This is a genomic window from Pseudomonas imrae, from assembly GCF_046352735.2.
GTDB classification, from domain to species: Bacteria; Pseudomonadota; Gammaproteobacteria; order Pseudomonadales; family Pseudomonadaceae; genus Aquipseudomonas; species Aquipseudomonas imrae.
Window position 1 is genome coordinate 4,023,177 of the sequence record NZ_CP110853.2, and the last position, 20,317, is coordinate 4,043,493.

General features: G+C 58.3%; 20 protein-coding genes. 14 read left to right on the plus strand and 6 right to left on the minus strand.

Going from position 1 to position 20,317, the window contains the following annotated elements:
* Positions 1-115 precede the first annotated feature (115 nt).
* Entirely contained in the window at positions 116-1,591 is a 1,476-nt protein-coding gene (locus OQ460_RS18260) for an inorganic phosphate transporter (RefSeq protein ID WP_410018789.1), read from the plus strand.
* 166 nt (positions 1,592-1,757) lie between these two features.
* On the opposite strand, the gene ccoM is transcribed toward OQ460_RS18260, so the two are convergent.
* From ccoM to OQ460_RS18275, 3 genes are all read right to left on the minus strand, one after another.
* Positions 1,758-1,874 (minus strand): cytochrome c oxidase subunit CcoM, encoded by a 117-nt coding sequence (ccoM, locus tag OQ460_RS18265; protein WP_339529084.1) that lies wholly within the window; start codon positions 1,872-1,874, stop codon positions 1,758-1,760.
* Positions 1,875-2,017: 143 nt separating this feature from the next.
* Positions 2,018-2,209, minus strand: a complete 192-nt coding sequence (locus OQ460_RS18270) for a hypothetical protein (protein ID WP_410022103.1) — start codon at positions 2,207-2,209, stop codon at positions 2,018-2,020.
* Positions 2,210-2,284: 75 nt separating this feature from the next.
* Positions 2,285-2,626, minus strand: coding sequence for an aspartate-semialdehyde dehydrogenase (locus tag OQ460_RS18275; protein ID WP_410018790.1), 342 nt, complete (start codon positions 2,624-2,626; stop codon positions 2,285-2,287).
* 218 nt (positions 2,627-2,844) lie between these two features.
* Here OQ460_RS18275 and rapA point away from each other — a divergent pair, with 218 nt between their 5' ends.
* A complete protein-coding gene (gene rapA, locus OQ460_RS18280) occupies positions 2,845-5,691 on the plus strand; it encodes an RNA polymerase-associated protein RapA (protein ID WP_410018791.1) in 2,847 nt (948 codons plus the stop codon).
* Between the two features lie 136 nt (positions 5,692-5,827).
* Here the strand turns inward: rapA and OQ460_RS18285 are convergent, their stop codons facing one another.
* The gene (locus tag OQ460_RS18285; protein WP_410018792.1) at positions 5,828-7,174 is read right to left on the minus strand and encodes a spinster family MFS transporter; all 1,347 of its coding nucleotides are present in this window, start codon (positions 7,172-7,174) and stop codon (positions 5,828-5,830) included.
* A gap of 254 nt (positions 7,175-7,428) precedes the next feature.
* On the opposite strand from OQ460_RS18285, the gene OQ460_RS18290 reads away from it, so the two are divergent.
* Positions 7,429-7,797 (plus strand): YkgJ family cysteine cluster protein, encoded by a 369-nt coding sequence (locus OQ460_RS18290; protein WP_410018793.1) that lies wholly within the window; start codon positions 7,429-7,431, stop codon positions 7,795-7,797.
* A gap of 127 nt (positions 7,798-7,924) precedes the next feature.
* Positions 7,925-10,189, plus strand: a complete 2,265-nt coding sequence (locus OQ460_RS18295) for a putative bifunctional diguanylate cyclase/phosphodiesterase (protein ID WP_410018794.1) — start codon at positions 7,925-7,927, stop codon at positions 10,187-10,189.
* Positions 10,190-10,381: 192 nt separating this feature from the next.
* Here OQ460_RS18295 and OQ460_RS18300 read toward each other — a convergent pair whose 3' ends face one another.
* Complete coding sequence (locus OQ460_RS18300; protein WP_410018795.1) at positions 10,382-10,690, minus strand: DUF2288 domain-containing protein; 309 nt, start codon at positions 10,688-10,690, stop codon at positions 10,382-10,384.
* Positions 10,691-11,030: 340 nt separating this feature from the next.
* Between OQ460_RS18300 and OQ460_RS18305 the strand changes: the two genes are divergently transcribed.
* From OQ460_RS18305 to OQ460_RS18345, 9 genes are all read left to right on the plus strand, one after another.
* The gene (locus tag OQ460_RS18305; RefSeq protein ID WP_410018796.1) at positions 11,031-12,158 is read left to right on the plus strand and encodes a branched-chain amino acid ABC transporter substrate-binding protein; all 1,128 of its coding nucleotides are present in this window, start codon (positions 11,031-11,033) and stop codon (positions 12,156-12,158) included.
* Positions 12,159-12,386: 228 nt separating this feature from the next.
* A complete protein-coding gene (gene livH, locus OQ460_RS18310; protein WP_410018797.1) occupies positions 12,387-13,310 on the plus strand; it encodes a high-affinity branched-chain amino acid ABC transporter permease LivH in 924 nt (307 codons plus the stop codon).
* A complete protein-coding gene (locus OQ460_RS18315; protein WP_410018798.1) occupies positions 13,307-14,560 on the plus strand; it encodes a high-affinity branched-chain amino acid ABC transporter permease LivM in 1,254 nt (417 codons plus the stop codon). Before livH ends, OQ460_RS18315 begins: the two co-directional genes overlap by 4 nt.
* On the plus strand, positions 14,557-15,324 hold the full coding sequence (gene livG, locus OQ460_RS18320) for a high-affinity branched-chain amino acid ABC transporter ATP-binding protein LivG (RefSeq protein WP_410018799.1): 768 nt from the start codon (positions 14,557-14,559) through the stop codon (positions 15,322-15,324). Before OQ460_RS18315 ends, livG begins: the two co-directional genes overlap by 4 nt.
* A complete protein-coding gene (locus tag OQ460_RS18325; RefSeq protein WP_308934968.1) occupies positions 15,325-16,026 on the plus strand; it encodes an ABC transporter ATP-binding protein in 702 nt (233 codons plus the stop codon). It abuts the gene before it with no gap.
* Between the two features lie 183 nt (positions 16,027-16,209).
* Positions 16,210-16,509 (plus strand): DUF2282 domain-containing protein, encoded by a 300-nt coding sequence (locus OQ460_RS18330; protein WP_410018800.1) that lies wholly within the window; start codon positions 16,210-16,212, stop codon positions 16,507-16,509.
* A 26-nt stretch (positions 16,510-16,535) separates the two neighbouring features.
* Positions 16,536-17,426, plus strand: coding sequence for a DUF692 domain-containing protein (locus OQ460_RS18335; RefSeq protein WP_410018801.1), 891 nt, complete (start codon positions 16,536-16,538; stop codon positions 17,424-17,426).
* Positions 17,423-18,199, plus strand: a complete 777-nt coding sequence (locus OQ460_RS18340) for a putative DNA-binding domain-containing protein (protein ID WP_410018802.1) — start codon at positions 17,423-17,425, stop codon at positions 18,197-18,199. Before OQ460_RS18335 ends, OQ460_RS18340 begins: the two co-directional genes overlap by 4 nt.
* Complete coding sequence (locus OQ460_RS18345; RefSeq protein ID WP_410018803.1) at positions 18,196-18,681, plus strand: DoxX family protein; 486 nt, start codon at positions 18,196-18,198, stop codon at positions 18,679-18,681. The genes OQ460_RS18340 and OQ460_RS18345 overlap by 4 nt, the downstream gene beginning before the upstream one ends.
* Here OQ460_RS18345 and OQ460_RS18350 read toward each other — a convergent pair.
* Positions 18,678-19,586: a LysR family transcriptional regulator gene (locus OQ460_RS18350; RefSeq protein ID WP_410018804.1), complete on the minus strand. Its 909-nt coding sequence runs from the start codon at positions 19,584-19,586 to the stop codon at positions 18,678-18,680. The genes OQ460_RS18345 and OQ460_RS18350 overlap by 4 nt on opposite strands.
* Before the next feature lie 104 nt (positions 19,587-19,690).
* On the opposite strand from OQ460_RS18350, the gene OQ460_RS18355 reads away from it, so the two are divergent.
* Entirely contained in the window at positions 19,691-20,290 is a 600-nt protein-coding gene (locus OQ460_RS18355; RefSeq protein ID WP_410018805.1) for a short chain dehydrogenase, read from the plus strand.
* Positions 20,291-20,317 lie beyond the last annotated feature (27 nt).

Below are 20,317 nucleotides of genomic sequence, written 5' to 3' on the forward strand. Positions count from 1 at the left end.
CTACTCGGTCACAAATTAATTCGTTGAAGAATGTTACCGGCGAGCAGCTAGTGCATCGATTAGCCAGGTTTTCTGGCATAATCGCGCCCCCTTTAGACCTGGTCATAAAACCTTCATGATCGATTTATTCAGCGGACTGGATGCTTGGGTTCTTGTGAGCCTGCTGCTCGCCCTGTTCTTTGTCCTCGCCTTCGAGTTCATCAATGGCTTTCATGACACCGCTAACGCGGTGGCCACAGTCATCTATACCAAGGCCATGCCGCCGCACCTAGCCGTGTTCTTTTCCGGGGTATTCAATTTCCTTGGCGTGCTGCTCGGCGGGGTGGGTGTTGCCTACGCCATCGTGCATCTGCTGCCGGTGGAGTTGTTGATCAATGTGAATACCGGCCATGGCCTGGCCATGGTGTTCTCATTGTTGGCAGCCGCCATCACCTGGAACCTGGGCACCTGGTACTTCGGGATTCCGGCTTCCAGCTCCCACACGCTGATCGGTTCGATCCTCGGTGTCGGCCTGGCCAACGCCCTGATCAACGACATTCCCCTGGCGGACGGGGTCAACTGGCAGAAGGCGATCGATATCGGTGCTTCGCTGGTGTTCTCGCCCATGGCCGGCTTCCTGGTCGCAGCCCTGGTGTTGATTGGCCTTAAATGGTGGCGCCCACTGTCCAAGATGCACAAGACGCCGGACCAGCGCCGCAAGCTCGACGACAAGAAGCATCCGCCGTTCTGGAACCGCCTGGTACTGGTGATTTCCGCCATGGCCGTGAGTTTCGTGCACGGTTCCAACGATGGCCAGAAAGGTATCGGCCTGATCATGTTGGTGCTCATAGGTATCGTGCCCGCGCAGTTCGTACTCGATCTGGGCAGCAGCACTTACCAGATCGAGCGCACCCGTGATGCCACGTTGCACCTCAATCAGTTCTACCAGCGTAACCACGAAACCCTCGGTGAGTTCCTCTCCCTGGGCAAAAGCGTCAAAGAAGACCTGCCAGGCAAGTTCCGTTGCAACCCGCAACAGACCGAACCGACCATCAACGCTCTTCTCGGCACATTGAAGGGTGTCTCCGACTACCATTCACTGACCTCCGAACAACGCATTGAAGTACGTCGCTACCTGCTCTGCCTGGACGATACCGCGAAGAAAGTCGGCAAACTGCCAGGTTTGGATAACCGCGAGAAGTCCGACCTGGACAAGCTGCGCAAAGACCTGACCGCCACCACCGAATATGCACCGTTCTGGGTGATTCTCGCGGTAGCCCTGGCCCTGGGCCTGGGAACCATGGTCGGCTGGAAACGCGTGGTCCTGACCATCGGTGAGAAAATCGGCAAGCAGGGCATGACTTACGCCCAAGGCATGTCGGCACAAATCACCACGGCCACCATGATCGGCTTTGCCAATATCTTCAGCCTGCCGGTATCTACTACCCACGTCCTGTCCTCTGGCGTGGCGGGTACCATGGTCGCCAACAAAAGCGGCCTGCAAGGTGGCACGGTCAAGACTATCCTGATGGCTTGGGTATTGACCCTGCCTGCGACCGTGACCCTGTCGGCCGGCTTGTTCTGGCTGGCGTCCATCGCACTGGGAAGTTGATAGTCCACGGCTGAACAAGAAAGGCGCAACCTTTGGAGGTTGCGCCTTTTTTCATGGCTTTTTGTTGCGATCACGGTAACAACGGATAGGCCCTAAAAACCCGGCCAAAAAAAAGGGCGACCGAAGTCGCCCAAAATGCCTTGCGTGCTCATGTAATCCAGAAACCCTAAGGTTTTTTACGCTTATTGGCGTCTTTCCAGATAAAAATTCCAAACCCTACAAAAAACAGCACCATGAGGCCGACGGTCAGCACTCCGGCAAATACCACATTATCGAAAAACATGACCGGCCTCCTGCGCTTGCCCTGTTGCGATGGGGCTAAGTTAACCAAGAAGCCGAAAGGAAAAATTGACGAGGATCAATGCCGCCCACAACGGGGCATAAAGAAGGGAAATAACTGACCTGTATCAAGCAATTCAGGTCATTTCAGCGTTTTTTCGGTTTGTTTTTCGACTTTTTCTTCGCCTTGCCCAATGGCATCGCCTGCTCAAAGGCTTGGCGCACCTCGTTAAGTCGCTTGTCATTAAGATCGTGGACACGTTTGGTCCGCTCGGCATTCAGGTCGATCAGCTTGTCGTCACTCATGGCTTGGCTTACGTAATGGCTGGAATGGCTCAATAATGCGTCCTGGGTAGCTGCGGAGCAAACCTGCGCGCAAATAAATGTATGTCGAGCACTGCAAGAGCTTTGCGGTTAAACCTCGACATCCACCCACAACCCCTGCCGGGGCGCACCGTCGATCAGCGGCACGACCGGTACGGTGTTATCGGCATTGAGCTCATCGCCTGGAATAGCCAGATGCTGCTCGGAATAGTCCTGCGCCTCGCGTCGGCGCTTTTGCTGCTCCTGCTGGCGCCGTTGCTCTTCTCGCAGCAACAAGGTCGACTGCTCGGCATCGCGATTTTTCAGGTCGATGGTGCTTTCGTTGGAGCTTGCCTGCGCTGGCACCACTGGTGGGATATCGGGTTTGGGGCGCACAGGGTCGAGTTGTGAGGTGACCGGCACAACATTCAACGGCAAGATGGGTGGCAGCATGATTATGAGTCTCCTGTCAGCAAGCTGTCGGCTGCCGCGCCAACGACTTGAGCCTGTAGACGCCAACTTGTGACCCAGTCGTCAATCCTTGGTGCCGTGCCACCTGTCGCGCCGCACCACCATCACCCGGCGAGCGGAGTAGTTTTTGTCAGAATCCTTTGGCTGAGGACCTTGTTCCGTTAGAATAGTCGGCTTTTTCACGGCGGGAGTCAGGCAGCATGGCGCAGCAGTATCAACCGGGGCAACGCTGGATTAGTGACAGCGAAGCAGAGCTGGGGTTAGGCACCGTTCTGGCACAGGACGGGCGCTTGTTGACCGTGCTCTATCCGGCCACTGGCGACACCCGCCAGTACGCGCTACGGAATGCGCCCCTCACTCGCGTAAGATTTTCACCAGGTGACACCATCACCCATTTCGAAGGCTGGAAAATGACCGTGCGCGAAGTCGACGATGTCGACGGCCTGCTGGTCTATCACGGTCTCAATGGGCAGAACGAACAGGTCACCCTGCCGGAAACCCAACTGTCGAACTTCATCCAGTTCCGCCTGGCCAGCGACCGACTGTTCGCCGGCCAGATCGACCCACTGGCCTGGTTCTCCCTGCGCTACCACACCCTGGAACACACCAGCCGCCAACTACAGTCCTCGCTCTGGGGCCTGGGTGGCGTGCGTGCGCAGCCGATCGCTCACCAATTGCACATTGCCCGCGAGGTCGCCGACCGTATCGCCCCCCGGGTATTGCTGGCAGACGAAGTAGGCCTGGGCAAGACCATTGAAGCCGGCCTGGTGATCCATCGCCAGTTGCTCTCCGGCCGGGCCAACCGCGTGTTGATCCTGGTCCCGGAAAACCTGCAACACCAGTGGCTGGTAGAAATGCGCCGGCGCTTCAACCTGCAAGTCGCGCTGTTTGACGAAGAGCGCTTTATTGAAAGCGACGCCAGCAACCCGTTCGAAGACACCCAGCTCGCGCTGGTCGCCCTGGAATGGCTGGTAGACGACGAGAAAGCCCAGGATGCGCTGTTCGCCGCCGGCTGGGACTTGATGGTCGTCGATGAGGCACACCACCTGGTGTGGCACGAAGAACAAGCCAGCGCTGAATACAGGCTGGTGGAGCAACTGGCCGAAACCATTCCCGGTGTCCTGCTGCTGACTGCAACCCCGGAGCAACTGGGCCAAGACAGCCACTTCGCGCGCCTGCGCCTGCTGGACCCAAACCGTTTCCACGACGTCAAGGCCTTCCGCGCCGAGAGCGAGAACTATCGCCCGGTGGCCGAAGCCGTCCAGGAACTGATGGACAAGGGCCGCCTCTCGCCTGCTGCCCACAAGACTATCCAGGGTTTCCTCGGCAACGAAGGCGAAGCCTTGCTGACCGCGGTCAACGATGGCGACACCGAAGCCAGCGCCCGCCTGGTGCGTGAACTGCTGGACCGCCACGGCACCGGCCGCGTGCTGTTTCGCAATACCCGCGCCGCGGTACAAGGTTTCCCCGAGCGCAAGCTGCATGCGTACCCGCTGCCATGCCCGGACGAGTACCTCGAACTGCCGTTGGGTGAACACGCCGAGTTGTATCCGGAAGTCAGCTTCCAATCGCAGCCGGACATTGAAGAAGAACAGCGTTGGTGGCGCTTCGACCCACGGGTCGAATGGCTGATCGACCAGTTGAAAATGCTCAAGCGCACCAAGGTCCTGGTGATCTGCGCCCATGCCGAGACCGCCATGGACCTGGAAGACGCCCTGCGCGTGCGTTCCGGCATCCCGGCCACGGTGTTCCACGAAGGCATGAACATCCTCGAGCGGGACCGTGCCGCGGCCTACTTCGCCGATGAAGAGTTCGGCGCGCAAGTACTGATCTGCTCGGAAATCGGCAGTGAAGGTCGCAACTTCCAGTTCGCCCACCATCTGGTGCTGTTCGACCTGCCGTCCCACCCGGACCTGCTGGAACAGCGAATCGGCCGTCTCGACCGGATCGGACAGAAGCATGTAATCGAACTGCATGTGCCTTACCTGGAAACCAGCCCGCAAGAGCGGTTGTTCCAGTGGTACCACGAGGCGCTGAATGCCTTCCTGAACACCTGCCCGACCGGCAACGCCCTGCAACATCAGTTCGGCCCGCGCCTGCTGCCGCTGCTCGAAGACGCCGACGACGGTGAGTGGCAAGCACTGATCGACGAAGCCCGCGCCGAGCGCGAGCGCCTCGAAGCCGAGCTGCACACCGGTCGCGACCGCTTGCTGGAGCTCAACTCCGGCGGTGCTGGCGAAGGTGATGCGTTGGTGGAAGAGATTCTTGAACAGGACGACCAGTTCACCTTGCCGATCTACATGGAAACCCTGTTCGATGCGTTCGGCATCGACAGCGAAGACCATTCGGACAATGCGCTGATCCTCAAACCCAGCGAAAAAATGCTCGACGCCAGCTTCCCGCTGGGCGATGACGAAGGCGTGACCATTACCTACGACCGCAACCAGGCGCTGTCTCGCGAAGACATGCAGTTCATCACCTGGGAACACCCGATGGTCCAGGGTGGCATGGACCTGGTGCTGTCCGGTTCGATGGGCAACACCGCCGTGGCGCTGATCAAGAACAAGGCGCTCAAGCCGGGCACAGTGTTGCTGGAACTGCTCTACGTCAGTGAAGTGGTAGCGCCGCGCGCGTTGCAACTGGGTCGCTACTTGCCGCCGGCAGCGCTGCGCTGCCTGTTGGACGCCAACGGCAATGACTTGTCGGGCCGAGTGTCGTTCACCACCTTGAACGATCAGCTGGAAAGCGTGCCACGGGCCAGCGCTAACAAGTTTGTGCAGGCCCAGCGCGATCAACTGACGCCACGGATCAACGCCGGCGAAGAAAAAATCGCCCCACGTCACGCCGAACGCGTGGCCGAGGCGCAACGCCGCCTGGCTGCCGATACCGACGAAGAACTGGCGCGCCTGACTGCGCTGCAAGCGGTCAACCCGACTGTGCGTGAGAGCGAGCTGGTCGCGTTGCGCAAGCAACGTGAGCAAGGTTTGGCCATGCTCGATAAAGCGGCGCTGCGACTAGAGGCGATTCGCGTACTGGTCGCGGGTTGATTTCTGGTGAAATCAACCCTGGGAGCTGTCGAGCTTTAGCGAGACAGCTCCCACACCGGCTTGCTGCGTTTTCTTAACCGGGTCTTTATCGCAAGAGCCGCTCAAGGAGCGAGGGTGCGTCTCGCCCTGATAAACCTCAGACCGCAACCGCAGAGCCAAGCACTTCCGCCGCACCCAGCCCGTCCTTCATCCGCTTGGCATCACGCACAAAACACCGCGATGCCTGGAACAGAAACAGCATGGTCAAAAACAGCGCTACCGGAATCAGATACATGGCGTCATGCAGGCCCACCGCTTTAAAGGCTTCAGTCATTTGCTCGGCGCCCGCCGCATACATCGCAGCGTGAGCAAAGTGATCGGACAGCGCCCCCACCACGACCGGCCCCATACCACCACCCAGCAGATACAGGCCCGCGAAAAACAGTGCCATGGCCGTAGCCCGCAGACGCGGTTCCACTACGTCCTGAATCGCCGTGTATACACAGGTGTAGAAGTTATAGGCAAACAACCAGCCCACACTGAACACCGCCACGAACACACCGATCTCGATGCGACCCGCGTGCAACGCCCAGGCGGTGCACACCGTAGAGACAATCAAGCTGAAGGCCGCAAACAACAGGCGTCCATTGGCAACCCGTTGATGGATCTTGTCAGCAATCCAACCTCCCAGCGTCAGCCCGACCAGCCCCGTTACGCCGACAATTACCCCGGTCGCAACAGCCGCATCCTGTAACGGCATCAAAAAATAGCGCTGTAACATCGGTACTAGAAACGAGTTGCAAGCATAGGTCGCAAAGTTGAAGCACAACCCGGCCAACACCAGCCACAGAAAGGTCGGCACCGCCAGCACCCGGCGGATAGGCCGGTCGACCTTCTCTTGAGAGACCTGCACGGTTTCGGCTGCACCGCGCTTGGGCTCCTTGATGTAAAACATAAACACCGCCAGGATCAGCCCCGGGACAGCGGCAATAAAGAACGGTGCGCGCCAGCTACCGAAGGCTTCGACCATCGCGCCGATGGTGAAGAACGCCAGCAACAGTCCCAGGGGCAAGCCAAGCATGAAAATACCCATCGCCCGAGCGCGGCGATGTGCCGGGAAGAGATCGCCAATCAATGAGTTGGCCGCCGGTGCGTAGCTGGCCTCGCCAATCCCGATGCCCATTCGTACCAGCAGAAAAGTCCAGAAACTGCCAACCATGCCGTTGACTGCGGTCAGCCCGCTCCAGGTCGCCAGGCCCCAGCCCATCAGCTTGCTGCGCGAGCCTGTATCGGCCATGCGCCCCAGTGGCAGGCCGGCAATGGCGTAGACGATGGTAAATGCGGTACCGATGATACCGAGCTGGAAGTCACTCAGACTCCATTCCATGCGGATCGGCTCGATGATGATCGCCGGGATCGTACGATCAAAGAAGTTGAACAGGTTGGCCAGAAACAGCAGGAACAGAATGCGCCAGGCATTCGCCGCTTGGGTCGAGTTCTGCATGGGTCCGTCTCTTTTATTGTTATAGAGCTGCGATGCCCTGCGCATCCTGCCCGGAACCTGCAATCTAGTCAGCCGCGCCCTGATTGTCTGTAATGATTCGTAAAGCTGATAGGCCGTAATTTCATCCAGGGTACCCAGGTTCCGGCCCACAGAAAAATAAGCACCCACCCCCCTTCCCAAGCGTATTGGCAAGATTAGAATAGCGAGCCTTGCGCAGTGCCCCCCCCTTACTTACCTCTTATTGATGACGTGCCATGTCCGATGCCAGTCCGTGTCTGAATTGCGGTGCCTGCTGTTCACACTTTCGCGTGTCTTTCTTTTGGGGCGAATGCGCTTCAGCAGGAGGAACCGTGCCCGATGATCTGGTCGTACAGATCAACCCCAGCCGAGTGGCGATGATCGGGACCGATAGCAAGCCAACACGCTGCTGTAGCCTGGTAGGGGATGTCGGTACGGGCACCCGTTGCACCATTTATAACCAGCGCTCCAGCGTCTGCCGGGAGTTCGAGGCGTCCTGGAGCCAAGGGCAAGTGAATGTCGATTGCGATGCAGCACGCGCCGCTTTCGGTCTGCCGCCCCTGGAACAGCCGGTCTACGACCTCGATCTTCCCATCAGCGCTTAGCGGGCACATCGAAAAAAGCAATCAAAATGCCATTATTCCTTTGCTAACATCTCCGGCCTCCTATACTCGATTTCATAGGTCATAGCCGCGCGCAGTGACACGAGATGACTCTGTATTGGGACATGCTATGGAATGGCTAGGTTTGCATTTTTTTACCGACCTTCCAAAGAGCGGGCATTTATTGCTCCATTGCAGCCACAACCCCTTTCTGGTGCTGATGGCCTACCTGGTCGCCTGTGCAGCGGGCTTTGGTACCCTGGACATGGCCGAGCGTGTTAGCCATGTAGATAACCCTGCGGCCCAGCGCCGCTGGCGTTGGATAGGCGCAGGTTGTCTGGCTGGCGGGATCTGGTCGACCCATTTCATTAGCATGCTCGCGTTCCAGGCACCCGTCGCCATTCATTACGACACATTCCTAACCTTTGCCTCATTGCTGATCGCGATGATCGCTGCCTTGTTCGCCATGCAAACCCTCAGCCATGCCCAACTGCGTTTTCACCAGTATCTGGTCGCATCCATCTGGATGGGGCTGGGCATTGCGCTGATGCATTACGTAGGCATGTCCGCCATGCGCACTGAAGCCCAGGTGTATTTCGAAACCGGGCTGTTCGTCTTGTCTGTGGTGATCGCCATAGGTGCCAGCCTGGCTGCATTGCTGCTATCGCGTCATCTGCGTGACGGCAGCGGGATGTTCCACCAACTGCTCAAATATGGCACCAGCTTGTTGCTGGGCGGTGCCATCATTGCCATGCATTTTACCGGCATGGCCGCCATGAAACTGCTGCTGCCTGCCGACGTTGCAGGATCGCTGGCCACCGATATCGATCCAACGCAACTGAGCCTTTCAGTAGCCGTCATCACCCTTCTGGTGATTGGCAGCAGCATCAGTGCTGCCCTGGCCGAGAAAAAACTCGAGCACAAGGAACGAGACCTGCGCAGGGTCAACGCTTTGCTCAGTGAGCTCGATCAGGCGCGGGCATCCCTGCAACAAGTTGCCCACTATGACGCCTTGACCAGCCTGCTCAATCGTCGTGGCTTCAACCAGATTTTTGCCGAGAAGTTGGAAGAAAAGACCCGGACCGAGGGCATGCTGGCTGTGATCTTCCTCGATATTGACCATTTCAAGCGGATCAACGACAGCCTTGGCCATGACGCCGGCGACGAGTTGTTGAAGGTCCTGGCCAGCCATATCAAAAGCTCGGTGCGCAGCCATGACGATGTGGTGGCGCGGTTCGGCGGTGATGAGTTCTGCATCCTGATCACTATTCGTCATCGCGACGAGGCCCGGCACCTGGCCCAGCGCATCATGCAGCAACTCAAGGAACCTATCGAGCTGGCGGGACGGCGAATGGTCATGACCACCAGCATTGGCATCAGCATTTTCCCCGAAGACGGACGGACCAGCGAAGAACTGCTCAAAACTGCCGATCTGGCGCTCTATCAGTCCAAGGATGCCGGGCGCAACAACCTGAACTTTTTCAGTTCCAATCTGAAAACCCGAGCGTTTCTCGAACTGCAACTGGAGGAAGAACTACGCAACGCCCTGCGCGTCAAAAACGGCCTGGTCCTGCATTACCAACCCATTCTCGATCTGCAAAAAGGCAAGGTCACCCGCCTCGAAGCCCTAGTGCGCTGGCAGCATCCTGAACACGGCCTGCTGACGCCAGAACGGTTTATCAGCATCGCTGAAAACAACGATTTGATCGCCGAGCTCGACAACTGGGTGTTACGCCAGGCTTGTGCCGACCTGAGTTGGTTGACTGAGCAGGGCCACCGGGAACTCGCCGTGGCAGTAAACTGTTCAGCCCTGAACCTTGCCCGCGACGAACTGGCGGATGAAATCGAATATGCCTTGCGCAGCAGTGGTATAGCTCCCCGCCGCCTGGAGCTGGAAGTCACCGAAAACGCGTTGATGGGCAACATCAGCAGCACCCTGTTGCTGCTGAGACAGATCCGTGCCCTGGGCGTCTCACTGTCGATAGATGACTTCGGAACCGGGTATTCATCCCTTGCCTACCTCAAGCGCCTCCCCCTCAATACCCTGAAAATCGATCGCTCGTTTATTCAGGACGTTCCCACGTCCACTACCGATGCGGAGATCGTTCAGGCAATCATTGGCATGGCCCATACCCTGCACTTGGAGGTCATTACCGAAGGGGTCGAAACCCAGCAACAATTGGATTTACTCATTCAACACGGCTGCGATTACATTCAGGGATATCTACTCAGCGCAGCGGTGCCAGCCAGTGAAATAGCCGCGGTGATCAGCGAACTTGATCAGCGTTTTGCACCGGCTCCATCGGCGGTGCAAAACGGCACACCTGCCCCGCCAGCAAAAGACTCGGCGCAGAGGCGTAATGGTCCCTCCTCGGTGGTCAGGCCGATTCGCTGAGGTGCATGGCGTTCGCACGTAAAATGGCTGGAAACAATTCTCTTACTCTCCAATCTACCCAAAAACTGTGCCCATGACGCAAACGTCACCCTCCTATGTGACCTTTCTTCACGGCAAGATGCCATCACCGCATCAGCAGTTACTCCGCTACACACTTATAAAGCGATATTTGATGCACTATTTTCGTGCGCTTTACTTCTGTGCTGCCCTTTCCTGGATCAGAATCCAAGGCGACACCACCACTGCCCACAACGCCGGGTCGCGCGCCACCAGGTCCAACGCCCGCGTCGCAGAGACCTCGCCAAGTGTCCCCGCGGCCAACCAGGCAGCCACTTTATCGCGATTATCCTCGGCCATGCCTTCGGCGGCTTCGATCAAATCCTGGCTAGCGTCGACCCACAATAGGGCACCCTTGGCAAAGAACGGCTCAAGCTCCTTCCAGGAAATTTCGGCGGTTTCACCAAGCAGCTTGGCATAGAGGGTGCTAGGTTCTTGCGTCATGGGAGTTCACCTGAGGAAAAAATCGGCGCAATCATACCGCCGAGCCCCAGGCAGAAAAACCCGGTTGCAATTGAAGTCCCGAGAGAAAGCGCCAGGAAAGCCAAGGATTGCCCGAGACTCTGGCATCACCGCGCCGCAATTCTGTCTTTTTCTTTCATTTAAGCGACACACCCAAGGTTTGCCCCCTGCAGCCAGCTTTTCAATCGACGAACCGGCGCTCTACACTGTACCGGTACAGTTGCCAGGCCGCCGCCGGGGGATATCCGAGATATCTGATCCGGTTCAGCAGCTCACAAGGCCGCTAGAACTATAAAAATTACAACAGTAAGAGTGGAGCACTATGAATAAGGCTACTAAGCAGATTTCCAAACTGTTTGCCGCTATGGTCCTGGCCGGGGTTGCCAGCCATTCGTTCGCAGCTGACACCATCAAGATCGGTATTGCCGGCCCTAAAACCGGCCCTGTGACCCAGTACGGCGACATGCAGTTCATGGGTGCCAAGCAAGCCATCAAGGACATCAACGCCAAGGGCGGCGTCAACGGCAAGATGCTCGAAGCCAAGGAATACGACGACGCTTGCGACCCTAAACAAGCAGTTGCCGTCGCCAACAAAGTAGTCAACGACGGCGTCAAGTTCGTGGTCGGTCACCTGTGCTCCAGCTCCACTCAACCTGCAACCGATATCTACGAAGACGAAGGCGTGATCATGATCACTCCGGCTGCCACCAGCCCGGATATCACCGATCGTGGCTACAAGCTGATCTTCCGCACCATCGGCTTGGACAGCGCCCAGGGCCCGGCGGCCGGCAACTACATCGCCGACCACGTCAAACCGAAGGTCGTCGCCGTTCTGCACGACAAGCAACAGTACGGTGAAGGCATCGCATCTGCCGTGAAGAAGACCCTGGAAGAAAAAGGCGTGAAAGTCGCCGTATTCGAAGGCCTGAACGCCGGCGACAAGGACTTCTCCTCGATTATCCAGAAACTCAAGCAAGCCAACGTCGACTTCGTCTACTACGGCGGCTACCACCCTGAATTGGGCTTGATCCTGCGTCAGTCTGGCGAAAAGGGCCTGAAGGCCAAGTTCATGGGTCCGGAAGGCGTGGGCAACGACTCTATCTCGCAGATCGCCCAGAAAGCCTCCGAAGGCCTGCTGGTAACCCTGCCCAAATCCTTCGACGCAGACCCTGCGAACAAGGCAATCGTCGACGCGCTCAAGGCTGACGGCAAAGACCCAAGCGGCCCATTCGTATTCCCGGCGTACTCGGCAGTTGAAATCATCGCTGGCGGTATCACTGCTGCAAAAAGCGAAGACACCACTAAAGTGGCCGAGGCCATCCACGCCGGCACCTTCAAGACCCCGACCGGCGACCTGAGCTTCGACGCCAAGGGCGACCTGAAGGACTTCAAGTTCGTGGTCTACGAATGGCACTTCGGCAAACCAAAAACCGAAGTTTCCCCTCAGTAAGCCAGGCATTACTGGATAACAAGCCCACTGTGCAAGCAGTGGGTTTTGTTTTACGAGGTTTATGGGCCACGCACCCGCGATCCGGGCGCTGGTTCACCTGAAAATCTTAAAACCGTCACCAGCGGTTCGCTGGCAAATGTCTTGTGCAAATGTGGTCACAGAACACAGCACCAGGCTGGAAGATGACTCCACCAGTGAAATGCGTATCGGGTTTTTAGGAGCGCTGTAATGCCTGAGATCTATCATTTTTTCCAACAGCTGGTTAATGGCCTGACCATTGGCAGCACCTATGCCTTGATAGCCATTGGCTACACAATGGTTTACGGCATCATTGGAATGATTAACTTCGCCCATGGCGAGGTCTACATGATTGGCTCCTACGTGGCCTTCATCGCCCTTGCCGGGCTGGCCATGATGGGTATCCACTCCCTGCCGCTGTTGATGACGGCCGCGTTCCTTGCGTCGATCATCGTAACCAGTGCCTACGGCTACAGTATCGAACGCGTTGCGTACCGCCCCTTGCGTGGCAGCAACCGTCTGATCCCGTTGATTTCCGCCATCGGCATGTCGATATTCCTGCAGAACACCGTTTTGCTGTCCCAGGATTCCAAGGACAAATCCATTCCAAACCTGATCCCGGGGAGCATTTCCTTCGGTCCGGGTGGTGCGCAAGAGGTCCTGATTTCCTACATGCAGATCCTGGTCTTCGTGGTCACGCTGATCGCGATGCTGGGCCTGACCCTGTTTATCTCCCGCTCCCGTCTGGGGCGCGCCTGCCGGGCTTGTGCCGAAGACATCAAGATGGCCAACCTGCTGGGGATCAATACCAACAACATCATCGCCCTGACCTTCGTCATCGGTGCCGCCCTGGCTGCCGTCGCAGCAGTGTTGCTGAGCATGCAGTATGGCGTGATCAACCCCAACGCTGGATTCCTGGTAGGCCTCAAGGCTTTTACCGCGGCGGTATTGGGCGGTATCGGCAGTATTCCGGGCGCGATGCTCGGCGGGCTGGTACTGGGTGTGGCCGAGGCCTTTGGCGCCGATATCTTTGGTGACCAGTACAAGGACGTAGTGGCATTCGGTCTTTTGGTTCTGGTGTTGTTGTTCCGGCCGACCGGCATCCTGGGCCGTCCGGAGGTTGAGAAAGTATGAGCAGATATCTTAAATCGGCGTTTTTCAGCGCCCTGCTGGTATGGGCCGTGGCCTTTCCGGTACTCGGTCTCAAGCTGAGCATCGTCGGGATCCACCTTGAAGTGCATGGTACCGGTCCCGTCACCCTGACCATCATTGCCCTGTGCTCGGTGCTGATGTTCCTGCGGGTGCTGTTCACCCAGCAGGTCGGAGCCTTGTTCAAGGCTAACCGTGGGCCTTTGGTGCCACCCAAGGTCAGCCAGTTCCTGACCCTTCCGCGTACCCAGCGCTACATCATCATCGGCCTGATCGTGGCGGCGTTGATCTGGCCGTTTTTCGGTTCCCGTGGCGCGGTGGATATCGCGACCCTGATACTGATCTACGTGTTGCTGGGCCTGGGCCTGAACATTGTGGTCGGCCTCGCGGGGCTGCTGGACCTGGGTTATGTGGGCTTCTATGCGGTAGGTGCCTACACCTATGCACTGCTGTCGCACTACCTGGGCTGGAGCTTCTGGATCTGCCTGCCCATCGCGGGCCTGATGGCGGCCACCTTCGGCTTCCTGCTGGGTTTCCCTGTGTTGCGCCTGCGCGGTGACTACCTGGCAATCGTGACGCTGGGCTTCGGTGAGATCATCCGTCTGTTCCTGCGTAACCTTACCGATATCACCGGTGGTCCCAACGGTATCAGCAGTATTCCCAAGCCGACATTCTTCGGCCTGTCGTTTGATCGCCGGGCCGCAGAAGGCATGCAGACCTTCCACGAGTATTTCGGGATTGCCTACAATCCGATCAGCAAGGTGGTGTTCCTCTACTTGGTCGCCCTGCTGCTTGCACTGGCGGCGCTGTTCGTGATCAACCGCTTGCTGCGCATGCCCATCGGGCGTGCCTGGGAAGCACTGCGTGAAGACGAAATTGCCTGTCGCGCATTGGGCCTGAATCCGACGGTGATCAAACTCTCGGCCTTCACCCTCGGCGCAGCATTCGCCGGTTTCGCCGGCAGCTTCTTCGCCGCTCGCCAGGGTCTCGTGACACCGGAGTCATTCACCTTTATCGAGTCAGCGATCATTCTCGCCATTGTGGTATTGGGTGGCATGGGCTCGCAGTTGGGCGTGATCCTGGCGGCCATCGTGATGATCCTGCTGCCGGAAATGATGCGTGAGTTCAGTGAATATCGCATGTTGATGTTCGGCGCCATGATGGTGCTGATGATGATCTGGCGTCCTCAAGGCCTGCTGCCCATGCAACGCCCACACATGGAGCTGCGCAAATGAGCCGCGAGATCCTGAAAGTCGAAAACCTGAGCATGCGCTTTGGGGGCCTGCTGGCAGTCAACGGCGTGGCCCTGACCGTAAAAGAGAAACAGGTCGTGGCCTTGATCGGCCCTAATGGCGCAGGCAAGACCACCGTCTTCAACTGCCTGACCGGTTTCTACAAACCCAGCGGCGGCAGCATCCTGCTGGACGGCCAACCGATCCAGGGCCTGGCTGGCCACGAGATTGCCCGCAAGGGCGTAGTGCGCACCTTCCAGAACGTACGGCTGTTCAAGGACATGACTGCGGTCGAGAACCTGTTGATCGCCCAGCATCGTCACCTGAACACCAACTTCTTCGCGGGCCTGTTCAAGACCCCGGGGTTCCGCAAAAGCGAGCGCGAGGCCATGGAATACGCCGCGTATTGGCTGGATAAGGTCAACCTGACCGAGTTTGCCAACCGCCCGGCTGGCACCCTGGCTTACGGTCAGCAACGTCGCCTGGAAATCGCCCGCTGCATGATGACCCGTCCACGGATCCTCATGCTCGACGAACCCGCCGCCGGCCTGAACCCCAAGGAAACCGAGGACCTCAAGGCCCTGATTGGTGTGCTGCGTGAAGAGAACGACGCCACCGTGCTGCTGATCGAACACGATATGAAACTGGTCATGAGCATTTCCGACCATATCGTCGTGATCAACCAGGGCACGCCGTTGGCCGACGGTACGCCGGAGCAGATTCGTGACAATCCGGAAGTGATCAAAGCCTATCTGGGGGAAGCGTAAATGCTGCAATTCGAAAACGTTTCCACTTTCTACGGCAAGATCCAGGCGCTGCACGACGTCAACGTCGAAGTACGCCAGGGCGAAATCGTTACGCTGATCGGTGCCAATGGTGCCGGCAAGTCCACCTTGCTGATGACCCTGTGCGGTTCGCCCCAGGCTCACAGCGGCAGCATCCGCTACATGGGTGAGGAGCTGGTGGGTCAGCACAGCGCCGAAATCATGCGCAAGAGCATTGCGGTGGTACCAGAGGGTCGCAGGGTATTTGCCCGCCTGACCGTGGAAGAGAACCTGGCCATGGGCGGGTTCTTTACCGACAAGGGCGATTACCAGGAGCAGATGGACAAGGTGCTACACCTGTTCCCCCGGCTCAAGGAACGCTTCAGCCAGCGCGGCGGCACCATGTCCGGCGGCGAGCAGCAAATGCTCGCCATAGGCCGGGCATTGATGAGTAAGCCCAAGCTGTTGCTGTTGGACGAACCGTCTCTGGGTCTGGCACCCATCATCATCCAGCAGATCTTCGACATCATCGAACAGCTGCGCAAGGACGGTGTGACGGTGTTTCTGGTGGAACAAAATGCCAACCAGGCACTGAAAATCGCCGACCGGGCCTATGTGCTGGAGAATGGTCGTGTGGTTATGCAGGGCAGCGGTGAACAATTGCTGACCGATCCAAAGGTGCGTGAAGCCTACCTGGGCGGCTGATACTGCGACGGAACAAACAGCGGAACCTGCGGGAGCGGGCTTGCTCGCTCCCACAGGGTTTCACCCGCATCAGGTCATTTTTTGTTTTTTCTGCAACGCCTGTAACGAATCCCCTCCCCCTTTCTCTAGTGGTGTAGGCAAGCAACCGCGCTTGCCGACTCAACCCACCGCTGGAGATACATCATGACAAGCAAAACCCGTTCGCTTTCCGCCTCAACCCTGGTTCTGGGCTGCGCCTTGAGCCTGTCCGCACTGTCCGCTACTGCCCACGCTGCCGACGACATGCAGAAATGCTTTGGCGTGGCCGAAGCCGGCAAGAATGATTGCGCTGCAGGCGCGGGTACTTCCTGCGCCGGGTCCTCGAAAACCAAGGATCAGGCCAATGCCTGGAAACTGGTGCCAGCCGGTACCTGCCTGAAAATCCCAAGCACCACCTCGCCGACCGGTTTCGGCCAGGAAACCGCTTTCACTGCCAAGTCCTGAAATCGCCTGAAGCCTGAGGACTGACGATGTCACTCCAATCCCCCCATGCGCTTTTGTCAGCGACAGCCGCCCAGACTCAGGCGCCCGAGCTCCCCCGCCGGGCGGGGTTGGGGCTCAAGCACGAGCACTTCCATGAAGTGCTCGATACGCGGCCCGACATCGGTTTTTTCGAGGTCCACGCCGAGAACTACATGGTGGCCGGCGGCCCGTTCCATCACTATCTGGGTCTGATTCGCGAACACTACCCGTTGTCGCTGCACGGTGTCGGGCTGTCCATCGGTGGCGAAGGCCCGTTGGACGGCGAACACCTGGCGCGTTTGGCCACGCTGATCGAGCGCTACCAACCCCACGTATTTTCCGAACACCTAGCCTGGTCCAGTCACGGTCTGGCGTACCTCAATGATCTGCTGCCCTTGGCCTATGACGACGAAACCCTGACGCGTGTATGCGCGCATGTCGACCAGGTACAAGAAACTCTCAAACGCAGAATGCTGCTGGAAAATCCGTCTACGTACCTGCAATTCCAGTGCTCGACCCTCAAGGAAACGTACTTCATCAGTGAAGTCATCCGTCGTACGGGCTGCGGGCTGTTGCTGGACGTCAACAACCTGTACGTCTCCTGCGTCAACCACCAGCAAAACCCCCTGGACTACATCAATGGCTTGCCGTTGCACGCTGTGGGCGAAATTCATCTGGCAGGTTTTGCCGAAGATATCGACAGTCTCGGGGACCGCTTGCTGATTGACGATCACGGAGCGCCAGTCGACAACGACGTATGGCTCCTTTACCAGCAGGTGCTGGCGCGAGTCGGGCCAGTGGCCACGCTGATCGAGCGAGACAACCGCGTACCGGCATTCAGCGTGCTGCACGCCGAAGCGCGTCAAGCCGAGCGCTATTTACGGGAGGCCGGTGCATGACGTCTCAAGCGATGTTTGCTCGTGCTCTGCTGCGCCTTGAGCAGGCGTGCCCGGAAGGCGTGTTCAGCAGCAACGGAGCTGACCCGGCCAGTCGCTTTGCGGTGTATCGCAATAACGTCCACAGCGCCTTGACCAACGCGCTTGCCATTCGTTATCCGGTAACGTTGCAGTTGGTGGGCGATGAGTTCTTTCGCGCCATGGCCGGGCTCTACGTCCAGGCGTTCCCGCCAAGCAACCGGTTGATCAGTCGGTACGGCGGTGATTTTGCCGACTTTGTCCAAGGCTTTGCGCCTGCGGCGAGCGTGCCATATCTGGCCGATGTCGTACGCCTTGAACACTTGCGAGTCCAGGCCTATCACGCCGCCGACGCAACGGCCCTGGGCCAGCACGCCATTCTCGCGACCCTTCGACAACAATCGGACATAGGGAGCATACGCCTGCAGTTGCACCCCTCCCTGGCAACGTTGAACTCGCCCTACGCGATCGTCGCGTTGTGGGCGGCGCACCAGACAGGCGTCTCACTCGCCGCCATCGATCCCTTGCGTGCGCAAAGTGCGCTGGTGGTGCGTGACGGTCTGGAAGTGAAGGTATTCGCTATCGACCGCGCCACCGTGGCTTTTATCAACAGCCTGGCCAATGGATGGCCGCTGGAAATGGCCATGGCCTACGGCCTGGACGTCTCCACTGAATTTGACCTGCAACAATGCCTCTCGCTGCTGATCAGCCTGGGGGCCATCACTCACTTGCATACCGCACAAAAGGTAACGCCATGAACACCGCGCCTTGGTATCTGATCCACCGCAGCATCCAGCTCTTCGAGAAGATCCCCTATAGTTTGATCGCCTTCATCGCGCGTTTTTCCATCGCTGCAGTGTTCTGGAAGTCCGGACAGACCAAGGTTGAAGGGTTTGCCGTGGACCTGATCAGCGGCACCCTCCAATTGAACCCACCGCAATTGGCATCATCGACCTTGCCGCTGTTTCGCAGTGAATATCATGTGCCATTGTTAACGCCGGAGGCCGCCGCTTATGCGGCCACGTTTGCCGAGCACATATTCCCGGTACTGATCCTGCTGGGACTGGCCACTCGCTTCTCGGCGTTGGCCTTGCTGGGCATGGCGCTGGTAATCCAGTTGTTCGTCTACCCGGATGCCTATCCCACCCATGGCACCTGGATCGCGCTGCTGCTGGTGTTGATGAGCAAAGGGCCGGGACGCTTGTCGATTGATCATCTGATTGCCCGTCACTACCGCTAGAGCCGGTCCAAAGCCTCGCCGCTGCGCTTGAACCAGCCCACCAGGTATTCCGCCAGTACCTGGGTTCGGCGCGGCAGGCCTCCCTGATAAGGATGGACCAGATACATCGGCATACTGCGCGTCTGATAGTCGCGCAGGAGCCAACGCAAACTGCCATCAGCCAACGGCGCATGCAACATGTAGGACGGCAGCCGCGCGATACCGGCCCCGGCCAGGGCGGCCTTTTGCAGCAGGTTGTAGTGGTTGGACGCAAAGATCCCTCCTACACGCACCCGCAGCAGTTCATGTTGCTGGTGATACAACCACTCTTCGCGGCCGCTGTAATGGCTGTTGAGCAAACACGTGTGTGTCGTCAACTCGGCAGGTGTCTGCGGTTCGCCGTATTGCTCCAGGTAGGCAGGGCTGGCGCAGGTCATTTCGTGCCAGGCCAACAGCGGCTTGGCCACCAGACGCTCATGATTGGCCACTTGCGAACGCACCGCCAGGTCAAAGCCGTCCCGGGCCAGGTCGCGATAGCTATTGTTGAGCTCCAACTCGATCTGCACCTGCGGGTACTGTCGGGAGAACTCCAGCAATAAGCCATCGAAGAAGATTTCTCCCAACGATACCGGAACCGTCATACGCACCGGGCCGGCCAAATCGTCCTTAAGCCTGGCCAATGCCTGACGCGCCCGTTCGACTTGTACCACTAGCGCCTGGGCCTGAGGCAACAGCGCAGCACCGGCGGCCGTCAGGCTCAGCCGGCGGGTGGTTCGGTGCAACAGCACCACGGCAAACCGACTTTCCAACTGGCTGATGCGCTTGGACAATTGCCCCTTGCTACAACCCAGTTGCTGGGCCGCGAGGGTAAAACTGCCAGCTTCGACCAACACGGCAAATGCGGCGAGATCATCCATTTCGCTCATGGATTGTTTCCATATGAAAACCAAAGGTTGCCAATTAGTGCGCTTATGCCAGCGAAAAACAACTTTAGACTGACCACTCATCTACACACCTGGAGGAAGGCACGATGAAAGTCCTGTTGATTGGCGCCAGCGGTACCATCGGCTCCGCGGTAAAAGCACATCTGTCCCAGCGACATGAAGTAATCAGCATCGGTCGCAAAAGCGGCGACTTCCAAGTCGACATCAGTGATAGCGCATCAATCCGACATTTGTTCGAGCAGACCGGTAGGTTCGATGCCTTGGTCTGCGCCGCTGGCAGTGTCAACTTCGCGCCCCTGGCAGACATGAACGCCAGTGATTTCGACCTGGGCCTGCGAGACAAACTGATGGGCCAGGTCAATCTGCTGCTGATCGGCCGTGAATTCGCCAATGACGGGGCTTCGTTCACCTTGACCAGCGGCATCCTCAATCGCGACCCGATCCGTACTGGCGCTTCGGCGGCACTGGTCAATGGTGCGCTGGATGCGTTCGTCAAGGCTGCGGCCATCGAGTTGCCGCGGGGTTTGCGTATCAACTCGGTGAGCCCGACCGTACTGGTAGAAGCCATGGACAGCTATGCATCGTTTTTCCGCGGCTTCAAGCCCGTCTGCGGCGCGGACGTCGCACTGGCCTACGCCAAGAGTGTGGAAGGCTTGCAGACTGGGCAAACGTATAATGTCGGCTGAGAAATGAGTATTCCCCTGCGGCCTGCC